We start from the raw sequence: 17720 nt of genomic DNA, 5'->3' as shown, positions 1-17720 counted from the left end.
GGTTATGGATTCCGGGCTCACTCGCTTCGCTCGCGCCCCGGAATGGCGCAAGGAAGAATACTCACAGCCCCATCTGCCGCGACGCCAGATCCTTCATGATCTCCTCGGTGCCGCCGCCGATGGCGTTGACCTTGACCTCGCGGTAGATGCGCTCGGCCTTGATACCGCGCATGAAGCCGGCGCCGCCGAAAATCTGCACGGCCTCCGAGGCGCAAAACGCCATGGTCTGCGTCGCCTGATTCTTCATCATGCATATCTCGGCGACGGGGCTTTCGCCCTGCTCCAGGCGCCATGCCAGCATTTCCAGCATTGCCTGACTTGCGGCGACCTTCTGCGCCATGTCCACGATCTTGTGGCGGATGACCTGGTGCTGCGCCAACGGCTTGCCGAACGTCTTGCGCTCCTTGGCGTAGGCAATCGCCTCGTCGAGGCAGACACGCGCGAAGGCGGTGCAGCTCGCCGCCATGCCGATGCGCTCGCTGTTGAAATTCTGCATGATGATCTTGAAGCCCTGGCCTTCCTCGCCGATCAGGTTTTCGGCCGGCACGCGGCAGTCGTCGAAATGCAGCGTCGCGGTATCGGAGGCCCACCAACCCATCTTCTTCAGTTTTGTCCGCGACAGGCCGGGCGTATCCCCCTCGATCAGGAGCAGGCTGACGCCACCGGCACCCTCGCCGCCGGTGCGCACCGCAACGGTCAGATAATCGGCGCGCATCCCGGAGGTGATGAAGGTCTTCTCGCCGGTCACGACGTAGTGATCGCCCTCGCGCCGAGCCCTGGTCCGCAGATTGGCGACGTCCGAGCCGCCGCCCGGTTCGGTGATCGCAAGAGCGGAAATCTTCTCGCCGGCGAGCACCTGCGGCAGCACGCGCGCCCTAACCTCCGGGCGCGCCGCCCGCGCGATCGGCGGCGAGCCGATGGTGTGGCTCATCAGGCTCGCGCTGATGCCGCCGGCGCCCGCCCGTGCCAGCTCCTGGCTCGCCACGATCTTCATGAACTGGTCGGCGGCGATCCCGCCATGTTCCTCGGGGAATCCAAGTCCCAACAGGCCGATCTCGGCCGCCTTGCGATAGAGGGCGCGGGGAAATTCACCCGCTTCGTCCCATTCATGGGCGAACGGCGTAATCTCCTTCTCGACGAAGCGGCGCATGACGTCGCGGAAAGCGTCATGCTCGGCGGTGTAGAACGGGCTCGTCATCGCACTCCTGCCTCGTTGACGGATTCATCTCGCCCACCATCGCTGGAACATTGGCGGTTCACTTGCGCGGAGTGGCTGGCTGCGGCCATGGCGACAATCTAGCAACTCAACGCAAGACGATTTTCGTCACTCACAGGCCAACTCCGGGTCAAAAAAAGTGGTGCACAAAACTCCGGCTGGCCTCCCTTGGCCACGCCGGGCATGGTGCACGGCAATAGAGCGCAGGCGGCACAAGACCGCCGAGGGAGGGATTTTTGGCCGTTCGTTACTACGATTGGATCGCCCACCATCGCCGCCGGACACCTGATAAGGTTGCGGTGATCGATCTGGCGAGCGAGCGCCGCTTCACCTATGCGCAACTCGACGCCCGCATCTCGCGCCTCGCCTCCTTCCTGCGTCACACGCTGGAAGTCTCGCGCGGCGACCGCGTCGCGGTGCTGGCGCTGAACACCACCGATACGCTGGAGGTGCAGTTTGCCTGCGGCCGGCTAGGCGCGATCTTCGTGCCGCTGAACACGCGTCTCACCGTTCCCGAGCTTCAGTTCATCACCGGCGATTGCGCGCCGAAGGTGATGATCCACGACGTCGAGCTGGCCGAGACGGCGCTTGCCGTCGCAAAACTCTGCGGCATCGCGACCAGCCTGCTGCTCGGTCCCGGCGGGAGCTATGAAGCCGGCATCGCGGCCGCAAGACCGCTCGCGGCGATCGAGGAGGTCACGCTCGATGACGTCTCGACCATCATGTACACGTCGGGCACCACTGGGCATCCGAAGGGCGCGACCATCACCCATGGCATGACCTTCTGGAACTGCGTCAATCTCGGCGGCCCGGCCTGCATCGGACCGTCTTCGGTGCTGCTCACCGTGCTGCCGCTGTTCCACACCGGCGGACTCAATTGCTACACGAATCCGGTGCTGCATGCCGGCGGCACCGCGATGATCATGCGCGCCTTCGATCCCGGCATGGCGCTCGGCCTGATCAACGATCCCGCGCAGGGCATCAACGCGTTCTTCGGCGTGCCCGCGAACTACCAGTTCATGGCGCAGCATCCGGCCTTCGCGACCACCGATCTCGGCCGATTGATCGTCGGCGGTGTCGGCGGCGCGCCGATGCCGGTGCCGCTGCTGAAAGCGTGGGAAGCGCGCGGCGTCGCGCTCCAGCAAGGCTACGGCATGACCGAGACCTCGCCGGCCGTGCTGGTGCTGGATCGCGAAGATGCCGCGCGCAAAGCCGGCTCCGCGGGCAAGCCGGTGCTGCACACGGAGGTCCGCATCGTGCGGCCCGATGGCAACGATGCCGATGTCGGCGAGCTCGGCGAGCTCTGGGTGAAGGGGCCGAACATCACGCCCGGCTACTGGAACAGGCCGGAGGCCAACAAGACGTCCTTCACCGACGGCTGGCTGCACACCGGCGACGCAACGCGCGTCGACGAGGAAGGCTTCTACTACATCGTCGACCGCCGGAAGGACATGTACATCTCCGGCGGCGAGAACGTCTATCCGGCGGAGGTCGAGAACGTCCTGCACCAGCTCGACGCCATCGCCGAAGCCGCCGTGATCGGCATTCCCGATCCGCAATGGGGTGAAGTGGGCCTTGCCATTGTTGCGGTCAAGCCGGGACAAAAGCTGACCGAGGCCGATGTCATCGCGCATTGCGCGGCCAATCTGGCGCGTTTCAAATGCCCACGCCAGATCCGCTTCGTCAATGCGCTGCCACGCAACGCAACCGGCAAGATCCACAAACCGACCTTGCGCAAGGAATTCTCGGCGGCCTCGGAAGTCGACAAGAAGGCCGCCAACGCCTGATCGGAGCGCCCCTTGCGGGCGCTTTTCTTTTTTGCGTGCCTGCCCAGAAGAAACCCAAAGAAACCCCAAGGAATTTTCATGAACAAGAAACTGACACTGCTTGCCGCAGCAACAGCGATGACGCTGCTTGCGACCCAATCCGCCCAGGCGCAAAAGAAATACGACACCGGCGTCACCGACACCGAGATCAAGATCGGCAACGTCGACGCCTATTCCGGTCCAGCTTCCGCCTACGGCGTCATCGGCAAGACCGAGGAAGCCTATTTCAAGATGATCAACGACCAGGGCGGCATCAACGGCCGCAAGATCACCTGGATCTCCTATGACGACGGCTATTCGCCGCCCAAGACCGTGGAGCAGGTCCGCAAGCTGATCGAGAGCGACGAGGTATTTTTGATCTTCAACGCGCTGGGCACGCCGACCCAGACCGCCGTGCAGAAATATCACAACGCCAAGAAGGTGCCGCAGCTGTTCCTCGCCACCGGCGCCAGCAAGTGGAACGACCCCAAGAACTTCCCCTGGACCATGGGCTTCCAGCCCAGCTACCGGGTCGAGGCACAGATCTTCGCAAAATACATCCTGAAGGAGAAGCCGGACGCCAAGGTCGCGATCTTCTATGCCAACGACGATTTCGGCAAGGATTACCTCGCCGGCATCAAGGACGTGTTCGGCGACAAGGCATCGAAGCTGATCGTGGCCGAAGAGAGCTACGAAACCTCGGAGCCTTCGATCGACGCCCATATCGTCAAGCTCAAGGGCACCGGCGCCGATGTTTTCGTCAACATCGCGACCCCGAAGTTCGCGGCGCAGGCCATCAAGAAGATCGCGGAGCTGGAGTGGAAGCCGATGCACCTGATGACCGACGTCTCGGTGTCGATCGGTGCGGTGATGAAGCCCGCCGGCCTCGAGGCCTCCGAAGGCGTGCTGTCCGCCGGCTATCTGAAGGACGCGTCGGATCCGCAGTGGAAGGACGACGAGGGCATGAAGAAGTTCATGGTCTTCATCGACAAGTACATGCCCGGCGCGAACATTTCCGACGCCAATCTCGTTTACGCCTATGCAGCAGCCCAGACGATGGTGCAGGTGCTGAAGCAGTCGGGCGACAACCTGACTCGTGAAAACGTGATGAAGCAGGCGGCCAGCCTCAAGGACTTCGTGCCCGACACGCTGATCCCGGGGATCAAGATCAACACCTCCGCCACGGACTTCGCGCCGATCGAGCAGCTCAAGATGTGGCGGTTCAAGAAGGGCCAGTGGGAGCTGTTCGGCGACATCATCACCGCCGAGACCGGAGGCTAGCTCACCTCGATTGGACAGGTCTCAACGAAATAGCGGCCGAAAGGCCGCTATTTTTTATGTGCGCTCGGCGGGCGAGCTATCCCGGCAGGAAGAGCGCAAAAGACTCGTCGATCGTGCGGCGCAAGTGACCGCGATAAAGCGCATGGTTGGCGTCATCAGGCGCGACCCGTCCCAGCGACGGCTTCGGGACATTCCTGAGCGGCACATAGGCGATCGGCGCAGCGATCGGCGTCAGCTGCGAGCCGGGCCCGGCGCGGAGCGTCGAGATGATGCCGTACATTTCGCCGGCAACCGTCGGCCGCGACACCGTGATCACGCGATGCTGTCCGTGCTTTATGATGACGAGATAGATGAAGCCGGACTGATGCGGCACTGCGACCTCGCCGGTGTGCTCATAGGCGGCATCGGTTCGCTCACCTTCGCGGAACACCAGTGACGAGACCCTCGGCTCCCAGACGATCTCGGTGCGGTAGGCGAAGATCGCGTCCTTGTCCCCGAACGACGGCCGCAGCGTGATGTAGACGTCCTCGAGCCAGGTCACCGCGCGATGGGCGTAGGAGCCAAGGCTGTCGGGCGCGACATCGCTTGCGGCCGGAGGCGTCATCACGACGACGCTTTTGCGCAAGGAGACGCCCAGCGCCTGCTCCAGCCGCACCGTCGTCGCCAGCGTGAACGGCCGCCGCCCGCCAAGGACCTTCTCCAGCGTCGACAGGCTGAGCTTGGCCTGCTCGGCCAGCGCTTGCCGGGAGATCCGGCGTCTGGCGAGTTCCTCGCGAATAGTCTCCGCGACCTCGCGGCTCTGCTCGTCCGAGAGCTGCTTGTCGGTGAATTTGTCCTGCATCTGCATCGTGGCCCTGCTCCAGGACGGCCATCCTAGCAGGGCGGACAAACCAGCACAAAACCGCACCTGGCCATCCCGGCGGCGGCCGATCCAGGCCGGCCGCGGCGGAACATTGCCGATCATTCTGCTCGCGAAATCGCCCGCTCCCGACCGATGCTCTGCAACGTCAAACACCTTCGGGAGCAAGCCAAATGGACAATTACGACGCGGTCGACAGCAACGAACACCCCTGGCTGGGCAGACTCATTGTGGTCGGACTGTTCCTTCTGGCGCAGGGCATCGCGGTGATGCTGGTCGCCTTCGTGGCCCTGCTGGTGAGCTTCGAGCCGGGCTGGTCGGCGACGACGGAGCAGGCCAGCCTGCTCCAGCCCCGCGATGCCCGATCCGGCACCCTCCTCCTCAAAGAAGACGGCGCCACCATCGAAGCGATCCGCCTCGGCATCGATATCGACGTCACGGTCTCCGGCCCGACGTTGCGCGCCCGCGTCACGCAGGTATTCCGCAACCCGACCAAGGACTGGGTCGAGGCGACCTATGTCTATCCGCTTCCCACCGGCGGGGCCGTCGATACGCTGAAGATGGTGGTCGGCGACCGCGTCATCGTCGGCGACATCAAGGAGCGGCAGCAAGCGCGCGTGATCTACGAAGAGGCGCGACGCGCCGGCCAGAAGGCCGCGCTCACCGAGCAGGAGCGGCCGAACATCTTCACCAACTCGGTCGCCAATATCGGCCCCGGCGAAACCGTGCTGGTGCAGATCGAATATCAGGAGCCGGTGCAGCAATCCGCCAACGAATATTCGCTGCGCCTGCCGCTGGTGGTCGGGCCACGCTACAATCCGGCGCCGATCGTGCAGAGCGTCGACTTCCGCAACGATGGCTCCGGCTGGGGCGCGACGACGTCGGACCCGGTGCCGGACCGCAACCGCATCTCGCCGCCGGTGCTGGATCCTGCCCGGAATGCGCCGGTCAATCCGACCAGCATCACGGTGCGCCTGAAGGCCGGGTTTGCGCTGGGTGAGGTCAAGAGCCCTCACCATAACGTCAAGATCGAGAGCCCGGACAGCACGACACGAATCGTCACGCTCTCCGACGGCATTGTCCCCGCCGACCGCGATTTCGAGCTGACCTGGAAACCGGCCGCGGAGAAGGCGCCGTCGGTCGGCCTGTTCCGCGAGCATGTCGGCGATGCCGACTATTTGCTCGCTTTCGTTACACCGCCCACCACCGAGCAGGCGACCCAGAAGCCGCTCCCGCGCGAAGTCGTGTTCGTGATCGACAATTCCGGCTCGATGGGCGGAACGTCGATCGTACAGGCCAAGGCCAGCCTCACTTATGCGCTCGCTCGTCTCCAGCCGACCGATCATTTCAACGTCATTCGCTTCGACGACACCATGGACGTGCTGTTTCCGACCTCGGTGCCGGCGGATGGCACGCATGTCCGCGAGGCGACTTCGTTCGTCGATGCGCTGCAGGCGCGTGGCGGCACCGAGATGGTGCCGGCGATGCGTGCAGCGCTGACCGACAAGCTCGGCGACACCAGCATGGTTCGCCAGGTCGTGTTCCTGACCGACGGCGCCATCGGCAATGAGCAGCAATTGTTCGAAACGATCACGGCGATGCGCGGCCGCTCACGTGTGTTCATGGTCGGCATCGGCTCCGCGCCCAACACCTACCTGATGACGCGCGCCGCCGAGCTCGGCCGCGGTGCCTTCACCCATATCGGCTCCGTCGAGCAGGTCGAGGAACGCATGCGCGGTCTGTTCGCCAAGCTGGAGAACCCGGCGGTGACCGGCCTCAGTGTAAGGTTCTCCGAAGCCAAGGCCGACGTGACACCGGCGATCATTCCGGATGTCTATCGCGACGAGCCGCTGGTGCTGGCGGCAAAACTCGACAAGCTCGCGGGCTCGATCGAGATCAAGGGACGCGTCGGCGACCGTCCGTGGTCGGTGACGCTGCCGCTGCAGAGCGCAGCCGAAGGCAAGGGCCCGTCGAAGCTGTGGGCGAAGCGCAAGATCGGCGACGCCGAAGTGGCGCGCACCATACGGGAACTCACGCCGGAGCAGGCCGACAAGGCGATCCTGGCGCTGGCGCTCGACCATCAGATCGTCACGCGACTGACGAGCCTCGTCGCGGTCGACAAGACGCCGAGCCGTCCCGAAGGCGAGCCGCTCAGGCTCAGCGAATTGCCGATCAACCTGCCGGCCGGCTGGGACTTCGAGAAGGTCTTTGGCGAGCGGCCGCAGGTGCCGGATCAGTTGCGCGAGCGCCATGCCGATGCGCGCAATCAACCGACGGCAAGGCGGCCGACACCAGCTTCACCCGATGCGATCCGTCTGCCCAAGACCGCAACCTCGGCCGAGCTGAAGATGATCGCAGGCCTGGTCCTGATCGTGCTTGCCCTGGTCCTGTTCGTGTTCAACCGGCGTCAGACCTTGCTCACTGACGCCGCTTGAGAGAGGAGCCCCCCAAACTCCTCTGTTAGCGCGCGCGGCTGCCCGTCCCACACCAACGGCCGCGCGCGCCTTTTTCGAAATGACGAACGAGAGACACCGATGACCCGCTTCGTCTCTCCCCTGGTCCTGGCGCTGATAGGCATCCTCCTGTTCGGCGACGGCGCCTACATCCACGCCAAGGCCTGGCTCGCGCAGGTGCTGCTGCAGCGCGCGTTCGACAGGAGTGTTGCGACCGGCGAAGTGGTCAAGCCATGGTCATGGGCCGACACCTGGCCCGTCGCGCGGATCGAGGTAAAGCGGATCGGCGCCAGCGCGATCGTGCTGGAAGGCACGAGCGGCCAGGCGCTCGCTTTCGGTCCCGGCCATATCCTCCAAACGGCTGACGCGGGCGAGCGCGGTGTTGCCGTCTATGCCGGCCATCGCGACACGCATTTCCGTTTCCTGCGAAACGTCGCCATCGGAGATATCATCGAGATCACCCGTCGCGACGGTAGGCAGTTCCGCTATCGCGCGGACGCCTCGGCCATCGTCCGCTTCGATGAATCCGGCATCGATCCCACGGCGCAGGATTTCCAACTCGTGCTCACCACGTGCTGGCCGTTCGAGGCGGTGACGCCCGGGCCCGAACGTTATGTCCTGCATGGCGTCCTGATTGGCGTCGATAAAGATGAATAAGTGCGATGCATCGCTCATTCCATCACGCGGCATACCATGTGGTTGCCAGTCCGAAGAACTCGCCATAGAACAGAGTGACGCACCGCCAACAAGAACAACAGGTGAGGTCACGCCATGGAAGCTCGCGTATCTGCTGCGTCCGGTTCTTCGCGCCCATGGTCTCCAACGCCCGACGCCAGCGACATCGTCAAGGGCATCCACGCCATGCTGCACCCGCACAACATCGTGCTGGTGGGCGCGACCGACAAGCCCGGCAACTATGCCGAGCGCATCTGGAACAATCTGGTCAAATACGGCTTCGAGGGCGGACTCTATCCGGTCAATGCCAAGCGAGAGACCATCTGGGGCGTCCCCTGCTTCAAGGATTTTGCCAGCCTCCCGGAGAAGCCAGATCACGTGCTGGTGCTGGTGCCGGCGCGCTTTGCGGTGCAAGTGATCCGCGATGCCGCAGCGGCCGGCGCGCGCTCGGCCACCATCGTCACCTCGGGCTTCAGCGAGTTGCAGGATGAGGAGAGCCAGAAGCTCGCGGCCGAACTGCAGGCGGCCGTGCGCGAGACGGGCCTGGCCGTCACCGGCCCGAATTGCCTCGGCAATCTGAGCGCAGGCGAAAAGCTCTTCACCAATATCGACGACCGGATCGTCACCATGGAACAGGGCGCGGTGGCGATCGCCGGACAATCCGGCGCCATCGTCATGGCGATCCGCCAGGCGCTGGAGGATCGCGGCGTCGGGGTGGGCTACATGGTGACAACCGGCAACGAAGCCGGCCTCGAGACGCCGGACCTGATGCGCTATTTCGCAGAGGATCCGAGCATCAAGGTGATCGTCGTCTATCTCGAGGGCGTGCGCAACACCAAGGCGTTCCGGGAGGCCTGCAAGGCTGCACGTGCCGCGAGCAAGCCGGTGATCGCGCTCAAGCTCGGCGCGTCCGAGGGAGGCCGCGCGGCGGCGATGGCGCACACCGGAGCGCTCGCAGGCTCGATCGAGACATTCGATGCCGTTGCAACGCGCGAGGGCGTGATCCGGGTTGGCGGGCTCGACGAACTGATCGAGACCACCGAATGCTTCGTTCACTCTGTCGTGCCCAAAGGCGACCGGCTCGCCGCGGTCACGCTGTCCGGCGGCAAGCGCGGCATGCTGATCGATGCCTTCTACGCGGAAGATCTGAACTTCGCGCCGCTGAGCACGCATGTCAGCTCGGAGCTTGCGAAAATGCTCGGGCCAGGCTCGATCGTCGGCAATCCGCTCGACGCCGGCTTTGCCGCGGTGGTCGATCCCTCCGTCTACATGAAGTCGATCGAGCTGATGATCGAGGATCCCGATATCGACATCGTCATCATCGATGCCGAACTGCCGAAAGCGCCGCACGAGCTGCGTGAGCGCAATCTGCGCATCGTCAACGAGATGGCGAGCCGGGCCGGTAAGCCGGTGATCTACATCAGCGCGATGTCGATCGGCTTCACCGAGTTCACCAAGTCCCTGCGCAAATCGCTGCCGCATCTTGCAGTGATGCAGGGCATGGACCGCGCGGTGACCGCGATCAGGTCGCTGCTTGCCTATGCCAAGCTTCGCAAGGAGGTGCCTGACATCGCCTCGAGCTCAAAGCCTGCCGCGCGTGCCGTGCTGGAGAAGGCGCTGAGATCGGCAACCGGCGCCGCGCTCGACGAGGTCGCCTCGAAGAAGCTCCTGAAAGCCTACGGCATCCCGATCTCGAAGGAGGCGATCGCGCAGACGGCAGCCGAGGCCGTGAAGATCGCCAAGCAGATCGGCTTCCCGGTCGTGGCAAAACTCGTCAGCGCCGAGATCCTGCACAAATCCGACATCGGCGGCGTGGTGCTGAATCTCACCACCGCGGCCGAGGTGAAGAAGGCGTTCAGCGACATCACCGCGCGCGTGAACAAGCTGAAGGGCAAGCCGAAGCTCGACGGCATCCTGATCGCGCAGCAGGTCAAGGCCGATCTCGAGCTCGTGGTCGGCGCCTCGCTCGATGCCGAGATGGGTCCGGTCGTGCTGTTCGGCACCGGCGGCATCGACATCGAGCTGATGAAGGACGTGGCGCTCGCCGGAGCGCCGCTGGACGAGGCCGAAGCGCGACTCCTGATCGGTCGCACCAAGGCCGGTATCAAGATGCGCGGCTATCGCGGCAAGCCGGCCTTGCACGAGGCTTCCGCCGTGAAGGCGCTGGTCGGCCTGTCCAATTTGATCGCGGATGCCGGCGACCGGATCGCCTCGATCGACATCAATCCGTTCCTGATCAATGCCAGGACGGGCGTCGCCGTCGATGCCCTCATCGTCCTGAACAATGCCGCGGCAAAGCGTGCGGCCGGACATTGACGTCGCGGAAGGCGGGTTACGCTTCCCTAACCTGCCTTACCTAGAATCGCGGCCATTCGGGCTCCTTCCAACTTTCCTGCTTTGGCCGTAGAATCGCCCCTGATGGCACGCGCGAGCAATCTGGTGATCGGAACGGCGACGCTGGCGGTGATCGCCGTGGCGTTCGGCGGCCTGCTCGGCATGCAGAAATGGCGCACCCTCCAGAGCCGCAGCCAGTTGCGCGTGGTGTTCGAGGGCGGCTCCGCCAGCGGATTGCGGCGCGGCGGGCCGGTCAATTTCGACGGCGTGCCCGCCGGCCAGATCCTGTCGATCAAGCTGGACAATCCCCGCAAGGTCGTGGCGCTCGTATCGCTCGATAACGCCGCGCCGATCCGCAAGGATACCGTGGCCGGCATCGAGTTCCAGGGCCTCACCGGAGTCGCCGCGGTGTCGTTGATCGGCGGCGCCCCCTCCGCCCCGCCGGTACCCCTCGACTCGGACGGCGTCCCGGTACTGACCGCCGATCTCAGCGATGCCGAATCCATCGTCGACACCCTGCACAGTGTCGACCGCACGATCGTGAGCAATGCCCCGGCGATCAAGGAGGGCCTGCGCACGTTCGAGACCTACACCGCCGATCTCAAGAGCAAGGGCGACGAAATCGATTCCGTCATGGCCAAAGTCGACAGTGCCTTCGTGGGCTTCGACAAGGCTGTCACGAAGATCGAAGGCGTGGTGCCCGGCTTCGTCGACGGCAAGGCCGACGAGCTGTTCGAAAAGGTTCAGGGACTGCGCGAGCTCGCCGACACCATGAAGAAGAAATCGGCGAGCTACCTCGACGACATCCGTCGCTCGCTGCTCGACGTCAGCGAGGCCGCCAACAAGATGAGCGGGACGCCCACACCCGCCGCCGCACCGCGCCCGCCGCGCAAGCCGGCGCAGAAGAAGCGGTAGCGCCTACCACGCGTAACGCACGACGCCCTTGCCGGCATAGGAGCGGGTGACGTTCGAGAACTCGCTCTCGAAGGTCGCCGACGCGGACCAGCCGTTCATCCAGCTCATCTGTATCGCCGCCGTGGTCAATGCGGAATCGCGCGCCTGGACGGCCCCGTTCACGACGAACGCCGATCCCGGCAACGTCTGAAACACCGCACCGACGGCGCGGTCCGGATTGTAGTCATGGGCCCAGGCGACGCGGCCGCGCAAGGTCATCAGGCCGCCGGCCGCGGCGAATGACTTGTCCGCGCGCAGGCCGAGTTCGGTGCGGGTGCTGGTCATGTCCTTGGCGGCATAGTTGAGCGCAAAGGTATTGTTGCCGACCACCGCGAACTCCGAATAGCCCGGCAGGCTGAACATGGTGGCCTGGAGCGCTGCGTAGGGCGTGAGGCCGATCCACTGCGTGGCCTGGCGATAGCCGCCCTCGATACGGCCCGAGAACGCATTGGCCTTGAACTGCGCACGCAACTGATCGACCCCGGCAGCGGTGACGATGCGATTGGTCGTGACGTCCTGCCAGCCGTAGGCCAGCGCGGCCATGATGTAGGCCGGTCCCACAGTATGACGCACGAACGCGCCGGCCTGGAACAGGTCGGAGCGGCCCCAGCCAAGCCCGTTGACGTTGAAGCCGGTGCCGCCGCCGGCAAGCGCGATGCCAGCAATCGTCGAAGGCGAGAAGCGGTAGTCGAGACCGACGGCGGTGCCATAGACGCTGCTGGTGGTGTTGTTCGAACCGAGGCCGGCCTTGCCATCGGTGGTCTGCGAGCCGCCATAGCCGGCCGCCCACACGTCCCAGCGCTGCTCGAACGTCAGAGCCGGTGCCTTGCGAGAGATCGAGGCAAAGGCGTCGCGCGCGCTTTTGTCACGCGCGGCCTTGCCGGTCGCGGCATAGGCGTTCGCACTGATCTCGTCGGCGTATGGCGTCGCACCAGGCGTGCCACTGCGCCCAGAGCCGAACACGTCGGTGAGCAAGCCGAGGAACAGGTTCATCGCGTTGAAGGTCGTCTGCTGCGAACCCGTCGCCGGTTCGCCGGAAGCCTGTGTCAGGCCGTTCGGGCCGAGGCCTGCGAATTCGGCTTGCAGAAAGCCATTCGCGTTGAAGAAATTCTGAAGCGTCGCGGCAACGTTCTTCTGATTGACGTTGAGGGCGTACTTCGCGGCGTAGTCCAGCGTGAAATTGAGATAGACGGTGCCGCTGGGATCCACGGTCGTCGTGCCAATCAGGCCGCCGGGAGCGGCGACACCGGCAAAGTTGTCGGAGGCAGAGCCGGAAAACTGCATGATCTTGTATTGCGGCAAGATGGCGCTGCCAGCGTACAACGAGACGCCGACGGTGCCGTTCAGGCCAACATTGCCGAGAACATTGGCAAAGCTCGCGGTGGATCCGCTGCCGACCTGCACGAGGTAGACCGCACCGGACTGAAAGGCGAGGTCCCCCAGAACCAGCACGCTCGAGCCCGGACCACCGTCACCGGGCGCGAAGATGCCGCCGGCAGCGACGGTGGTATTACCGACGATCCCGGCGCCGAACAGCGCTCCGCCCGCGTTCACGGTGGTCAGGCTCGATTGGGAGATGTCGCCATCGACCCGCAGGATGCCGCCATTGACGGTCGTCGTGCCGGTATAGGTATTGGTGCCCGAAAGGACCAGCGTTCCGCTGCCTGCTTTTTCGAGGGAACCGGCGCCGATGAAACCGCACCCGCAGGGATCGTAGTCGCCGATGACACCGTCGACCAGCGTCGAGCGATTATTGCTACCGACGACGAGCGTGTTGCCACCCCCGATATAGTAGGTGCCATTGCCTTCGATCGAACCGGCCGTGATGCGGCCGTCACCGTTCAGGCCGCGGCTGATCCCGAAGTCAACGATGCCCGTGCCGGTGGTGATGAAGCGCGCGTTGCCGCCGGTGGAATTGTCATAGAACTTGGTCGCGCCGCCGTCCTTGGTGATGATGGTGGCATTGGCGGCCGTCGACAATCCGCCGAAAGCGGTCTGGCCGTCGACATCGTTGATGATTGTTGCGTTGTCGGCGGTCGCGGTGCTTCCCGGCACGGCGCCGAAGCTCGTGCCGCCAAAGTCCTTGTTGACGATGGTCGCCGAGCCCGCCGAGGCTTGATCGATGAACGCGGTGGTGCCGCCGTTCTGGTTAGTGATGCTGGCGGAGCCTGCATTGGTCCGGCCAAAGAAGCCGATCAAGCCGCCATCGTTGGTGATGGTCGCCCGGCCGGCCGTGGCGGTGTCGGTCCCGGTTCCGAACGGATCGCCAAAGTACAGCTGGCCGTTGTTGGTAATGACCATAGAGCCGGCGGATGTTGCGTTGAGAAACATCGTCGTGCCGGAGAAACTGTTCAGGAGCGACGTGATGCCCGACGTGTCGGCATTGACGACGTTGAAGAGACCGTCGTTGACGACGGCGCCGATGATGCTCGCGGTATGCGTCGGGTCACCAAGCTGCAACGCCGCGCAGGAGCAGATGAAAGTGTCGCCGGTATAGATATTTGCGCCGAGCAGCGCCAGGATACCGGGTCCCTGGACGTTGATCCCGCCGCTGCCGGTGATGCGCGAGGCGATCACGGCCGACGGATCCGCCGTGCCGGTGACATCGTTGGTGAAGAACGTGGTGCCGCCCGGGGCTAGCCGAAGGTCGCCGCCCTGGATGGTGTAGACCGAATTGTCGCCGGTGACGTCGAAGCCAACGAGGCCGGTGAGCTGGACGCCACTCGGCGCGACCGTCACGGTGCCGGCCGTGGCCGGCGTCAAGACTCCCGAGTAGCCGAATATCGTGCCGGCTGACGCGGGATCGTAGGCGCTGCTGGTCGAACCGAAGACATCCGTCCAGTTCGTGGTGGTGGTGTCCCACACCCCGCCGCCACCGTTGATGGCACCGTTCGGCGTGGTCTGCGATCCGTTGAAGACCTGCTGCGCTGCTACGGGATTTGTCGCGGCGGCCGCGCTCAAGGCGAGGCCAAGCCAGAATGCCGTGCGAACCGGGGCAACACCCCGGCGCGAGCAACCCTGCCCGCTCGATGGAAATCCAGCTCCCACGCTCAGCCCCTGCCCCCGGCGCTCTCAGCGGCGCCGCGCGGAACGTAGGGCATGGGTACGGCCAGTAGAACTACGGCAAGGCAAGAATCAGCCAAGGAGGCTGCAACTTAGGCAGATTCAACAGCTCATGTTGCAACCGCGCCACGCGTTGCCGCGCCCGGCTCTCAATTCACGCGTGCGAAGGTGCACCAGGGGGTCCGGCCTTGTGTACGGTCGTTCACATCATTCGCGATGAAGGGCGGGTGCGCCAAACATGCTACCCGCCCTGCGCCATCCGCAACGGCTCAGTAATTGCTGGCCGCTGCCTCGTTCGGGATGCCCTCGATCGGGCACTCGTCGGTCCCCGGGGTCGAGCGGGTCATGGCCTCGACCATGTCCCGCGTCCCTTCCGGATCGGCGATCCAGTTCTTGTAGAAATCGTAGGGGCAGGCCGCAACACCGCGCGGGCTTTCGCCGGAATTGATCATGCCGGTATAGCCGCGGTGGACCAGCTTGTAGAGATGGTTCTGCGACTGGCCGTTGCGGCGCGCATCGCGGATCAGATGTTTCGAGAGCTGCGCGTACTGGATGCCGTAATCTTCCTCGCCGCACTCGCCAAGCGTGCGGCCGTCGAAGCCGATGATCGCGGAGTGACCGAAATAGGAATAGACGCCGTCGAAGCCGGCGGCGTTGGCGACCGCCACATAGACATTGTTGGCCCAGGCCATCGCCTTGGAAATCAGGATCTGCTGCTCCTTGGCCGGATACATGTAGCCCTGGCAACGCACGATCAGTTCGGCGCCCTTCATGGCGCAGTCGCGCCAGATCTCGGGAAAGTTGCCGTCGTCGCAGATGATCAGGCTGACCTTCATCCCCTTCGGGCCGTCGGAGACATAGGTGCAGTTGCCGGGATACCAGCCCTCGATCGGTACCCAGGGCATGATCTTGCGGTACTTCTGGACGATCTCGCCCTTGTCGTTCATCAGGATCAGGGTGTTGTAGGGCGCCTTGTGCGGATGTTCCTCGTGGCGCTCGCCGGTCAGCGAGAACACGCCCCATACCTTCGCCTTGCGGCAGGCTTCGGCGAAGATCGCGGTCTCTTCGCCGGGCACCGCCGAGGCGGTCTCGTACATCTCCTTGGAGTCGTACATGATGCCCTGGGTGGAGTATTCCGGGAAGATCACGAGGTCCATGCCGGGCAGGCCGGCCTTCATGCCGACCAGCATGTCGGCGATCTTGCGGGCATTGTCGAGCACCTCGGCCTTGGTGTGCAGGCGAGGCATCTTGTAGTTGACCACCGCGACGCCGACGGTGTCGTTGCTGCTGGAAATATCGCCGTGAAGCATCTTGAGCGCTCCTGTATCTTGTTCGTGTTGGGTTGCCGCGCGCGTTAGTGGCTGATCATCCAGGGGCGCGCCGTGGGAAAGCCCTTTGCTCCGCTCCTGGTCTTGGTCACCAGCCGCGCCGGCTTCTTCCTGTCCGGCGCGCTCTTGTCCTTCACGGTCTTGCCCGACGAGCAGCAGCCGCAGCCGGGGCCATGCGAGGCCTTGTATTGCGCAAGCGTTTGCGGCGCATGCGTGCTGCGCTCGTTGACGGCGTGCGCCTTGCGGGTCTCCGCCGGCATGCAGAAGAAATTTGGTGCGGTCAGGATCACGCGCGGCGCCATGGTTTCACAATGCGGGCATTCCTGCGGGTCGTCGCATTCCGCCATCGGGCGCAGATCCTTGAACGGACCGCAATCGTCACAGAGATATTCGTAGACCGGCATCGCATCATCCCCACGCTTTTGCCTGTTTCGAGAAGTCCCGCGGCGGATGCGGGGCGGCAAATCCGTGCCGTCCCGCATCCCGTCGCGCAGGGAGACTATTTGTCCGGCGAGATCGGCATCTGGATATCGCCGGTGATGTGCTTGATGGGACCCGCCGCCGACGGCATGACGTCGAAGTCGAAGATCTCGGTCGGCAGCCACAGCGTGGCGCAGGCGTTGGGCACGTCGACGACGCCGGAGATGTGGCCCTGGCACGGCGCGGTGCCGAGGATCGAGTAGGCCTGGGCGCCGGAGTAGCCGAACTTCTTCAGGTACTCGATGGCGTTCAGACAAGCCTGGCGATAGGCGATGTGGACGTCGAGATAGTGCTGCTTGCCTTGCTCGTCGACCGAGATGCCCTCGAAGATCAGATAGTCCTTGTAGTTCGGCGTGATCGGCGACGGCTTGAAGATCGGATTCTTGATGCCGTACTTCGCCATGCCGTCCTTGATCACTTCGACCTTGAGATGCAGCCAGCCGGCCATCTCGATCGCGCCGCAGAAGGTGATCTCGCCGTCGCCCTGGCTGAAGTGCAGATCGCCCATCGAGAGACCGGCGCCGGGCACATAGACCGGGAAGTAGATCTTCGAGCCGCGCGAGAGGTCCTTGATGTCGCAATTACCGCCATGCTCGCGCGGCGGCACGGTGCGGGCGCCCTCGGCTCCGATCTTGGCCTTGACGTCGCCCTTGGCGCGGCCGCCATGGGCGGTCGGCGCGAACGGCGGATTGGCAAGACCGGGCACGCGGGTCGGGTTGGTCGAGATCAGCTCGGCCTCGCGCTTGTTCCAGGTGTCCAGCATCTTCGGATCGGGCAGGCAGCCGATCAGGCCGGGATGGATGAGGCCGGCAAAGTTCACGCCGGGGACGTGACGCGACGAGGTGTAGAGACCCTTGATGTCCCAGATCGACTTCTGCGCCAGGGGGAAATGGTCGGTGAGGAAACCGCCGCCGTTCTGCTTGGAGAAGAAGCCGTTGAAGCCCCAGAGGCTCTCCTTCATCGGACCGACGTCGAGCAGGTCGACCACGAGGAGATCGCCGGGCTCGGCGCCCTTGACGCCGATCGGACCGGAGAGGAAGTGCACGATCGACAGGTCGATGTCGCGCACGTCGTCGGCGGAATCGTTGTTCTTGATGAAGCCGCCGGTCCAGTCATAGGTCTCGATGATGAAATCGTCGCCGGGATTGACCCAGGCCACGATCGGGATATCGGGGTGCCAGCGGTTATGCACCATGTCATTTTCGTAAGCCGACTTGGTGAGATCGACCTTGATCAGTGTCTCTGGCATCGAGAAGCTCCCCTTTTACACGG

General features: G+C 64.3%; 12 protein-coding genes. 6 read left to right on the top strand and 6 right to left on the bottom strand.

The annotated features are described in order from the left end of the window. Window positions 1-61: 61 nt before the first annotated feature. Window positions 62-1198 carry an acyl-CoA dehydrogenase family protein gene (locus JQ572_RS16340; protein ID WP_211384052.1) on the bottom strand — a complete coding sequence of 379 codons (1137 nt, stop codon included), beginning with the start codon at window positions 1196-1198 and terminating at the stop codon, window positions 62-64. Between the two features lie 254 nt (window positions 1199-1452). Here JQ572_RS16340 and JQ572_RS16335 point away from each other — a divergent pair, with 254 nt between their 5' ends. Beyond that, entirely contained in the window at window positions 1453-3003 is a 1551-nt protein-coding gene (locus JQ572_RS16335; RefSeq protein ID WP_211384051.1) for an acyl-CoA synthetase, read from the top strand. Window positions 3004-3081: 78 nt separating this feature from the next. Further along, a complete protein-coding gene (locus JQ572_RS16330) occupies window positions 3082-4302 on the top strand; it encodes an ABC transporter substrate-binding protein (protein WP_211384050.1) in 1221 nt (406 codons plus the stop codon). A 76-nt stretch (window positions 4303-4378) separates the two neighbouring features. On the opposite strand, the gene JQ572_RS16325 is transcribed toward JQ572_RS16330, so the two are convergent. Next, window positions 4379-5149, bottom strand: coding sequence for a helix-turn-helix transcriptional regulator (locus tag JQ572_RS16325; RefSeq protein ID WP_211384049.1), 771 nt, complete (start codon window positions 5147-5149; stop codon window positions 4379-4381). A 185-nt stretch (window positions 5150-5334) separates the two neighbouring features. Here JQ572_RS16325 and JQ572_RS16320 point away from each other — a divergent pair, with 185 nt between their 5' ends. The 4 genes from JQ572_RS16320 (at window position 5335) to JQ572_RS16305 (ending at window position 11538) form a co-directional block, all read left to right on the top strand. Next, on the top strand, window positions 5335-7596 hold the full coding sequence (locus tag JQ572_RS16320) for a marine proteobacterial sortase target protein (RefSeq protein WP_211384048.1): 2262 nt from the start codon (window positions 5335-5337) through the stop codon (window positions 7594-7596). A 99-nt stretch (window positions 7597-7695) separates the two neighbouring features. Next, a complete protein-coding gene (locus JQ572_RS16315) occupies window positions 7696-8271 on the top strand; it encodes a class GN sortase (RefSeq protein WP_211384047.1) in 576 nt (191 codons plus the stop codon). Window positions 8272-8385: 114 nt separating this feature from the next. After that, entirely contained in the window at window positions 8386-10605 is a 2220-nt protein-coding gene (locus JQ572_RS16310) for an acetate--CoA ligase family protein (RefSeq protein WP_211384046.1), read from the top strand. 102 nt (window positions 10606-10707) lie between these two features. Next, a complete protein-coding gene (locus JQ572_RS16305) occupies window positions 10708-11538 on the top strand; it encodes an MlaD family protein (protein WP_211384045.1) in 831 nt (276 codons plus the stop codon). A gap of 3 nt (window positions 11539-11541) precedes the next feature. Here JQ572_RS16305 and JQ572_RS16300 read toward each other — a convergent pair whose 3' ends face one another. The 4 genes from JQ572_RS16300 to fmdA form a co-directional block, all read right to left on the bottom strand. After that, a complete protein-coding gene (locus JQ572_RS16300) occupies window positions 11542-14538 on the bottom strand; it encodes an autotransporter outer membrane beta-barrel domain-containing protein (RefSeq protein ID WP_211384044.1) in 2997 nt (998 codons plus the stop codon). Between the two features lie 371 nt (window positions 14539-14909). Further along, window positions 14910-15950 carry an aliphatic amidase gene (locus tag JQ572_RS16295; RefSeq protein WP_211384043.1) on the bottom strand — a complete coding sequence of 347 codons (1041 nt, stop codon included), beginning with the start codon at window positions 15948-15950 and terminating at the stop codon, window positions 14910-14912. 44 nt (window positions 15951-15994) lie between these two features. Continuing rightward, window positions 15995-16372, bottom strand: a complete 378-nt coding sequence (locus tag JQ572_RS16290) for an FmdB family zinc ribbon protein (protein ID WP_211384042.1) — start codon at window positions 16370-16372, stop codon at window positions 15995-15997. 95 nt (window positions 16373-16467) lie between these two features. Further along, entirely contained in the window at window positions 16468-17697 is a 1230-nt protein-coding gene (fmdA, locus tag JQ572_RS16285) for a formamidase (RefSeq protein ID WP_211384041.1), read from the bottom strand. Between the last annotated feature and the right edge of the window lie 23 nt (window positions 17698-17720).

Source organism: Bradyrhizobium sp. SZCCT0153 (assembly GCF_018129995.1).
GTDB classification, from domain to species: Bacteria; Pseudomonadota; Alphaproteobacteria; order Rhizobiales; family Xanthobacteraceae; genus Bradyrhizobium; species Bradyrhizobium japonicum_G.
Note: the sequence above shows the minus strand (reverse complement) of the source record. Positions and strands in the feature narration are given on the sequence as shown.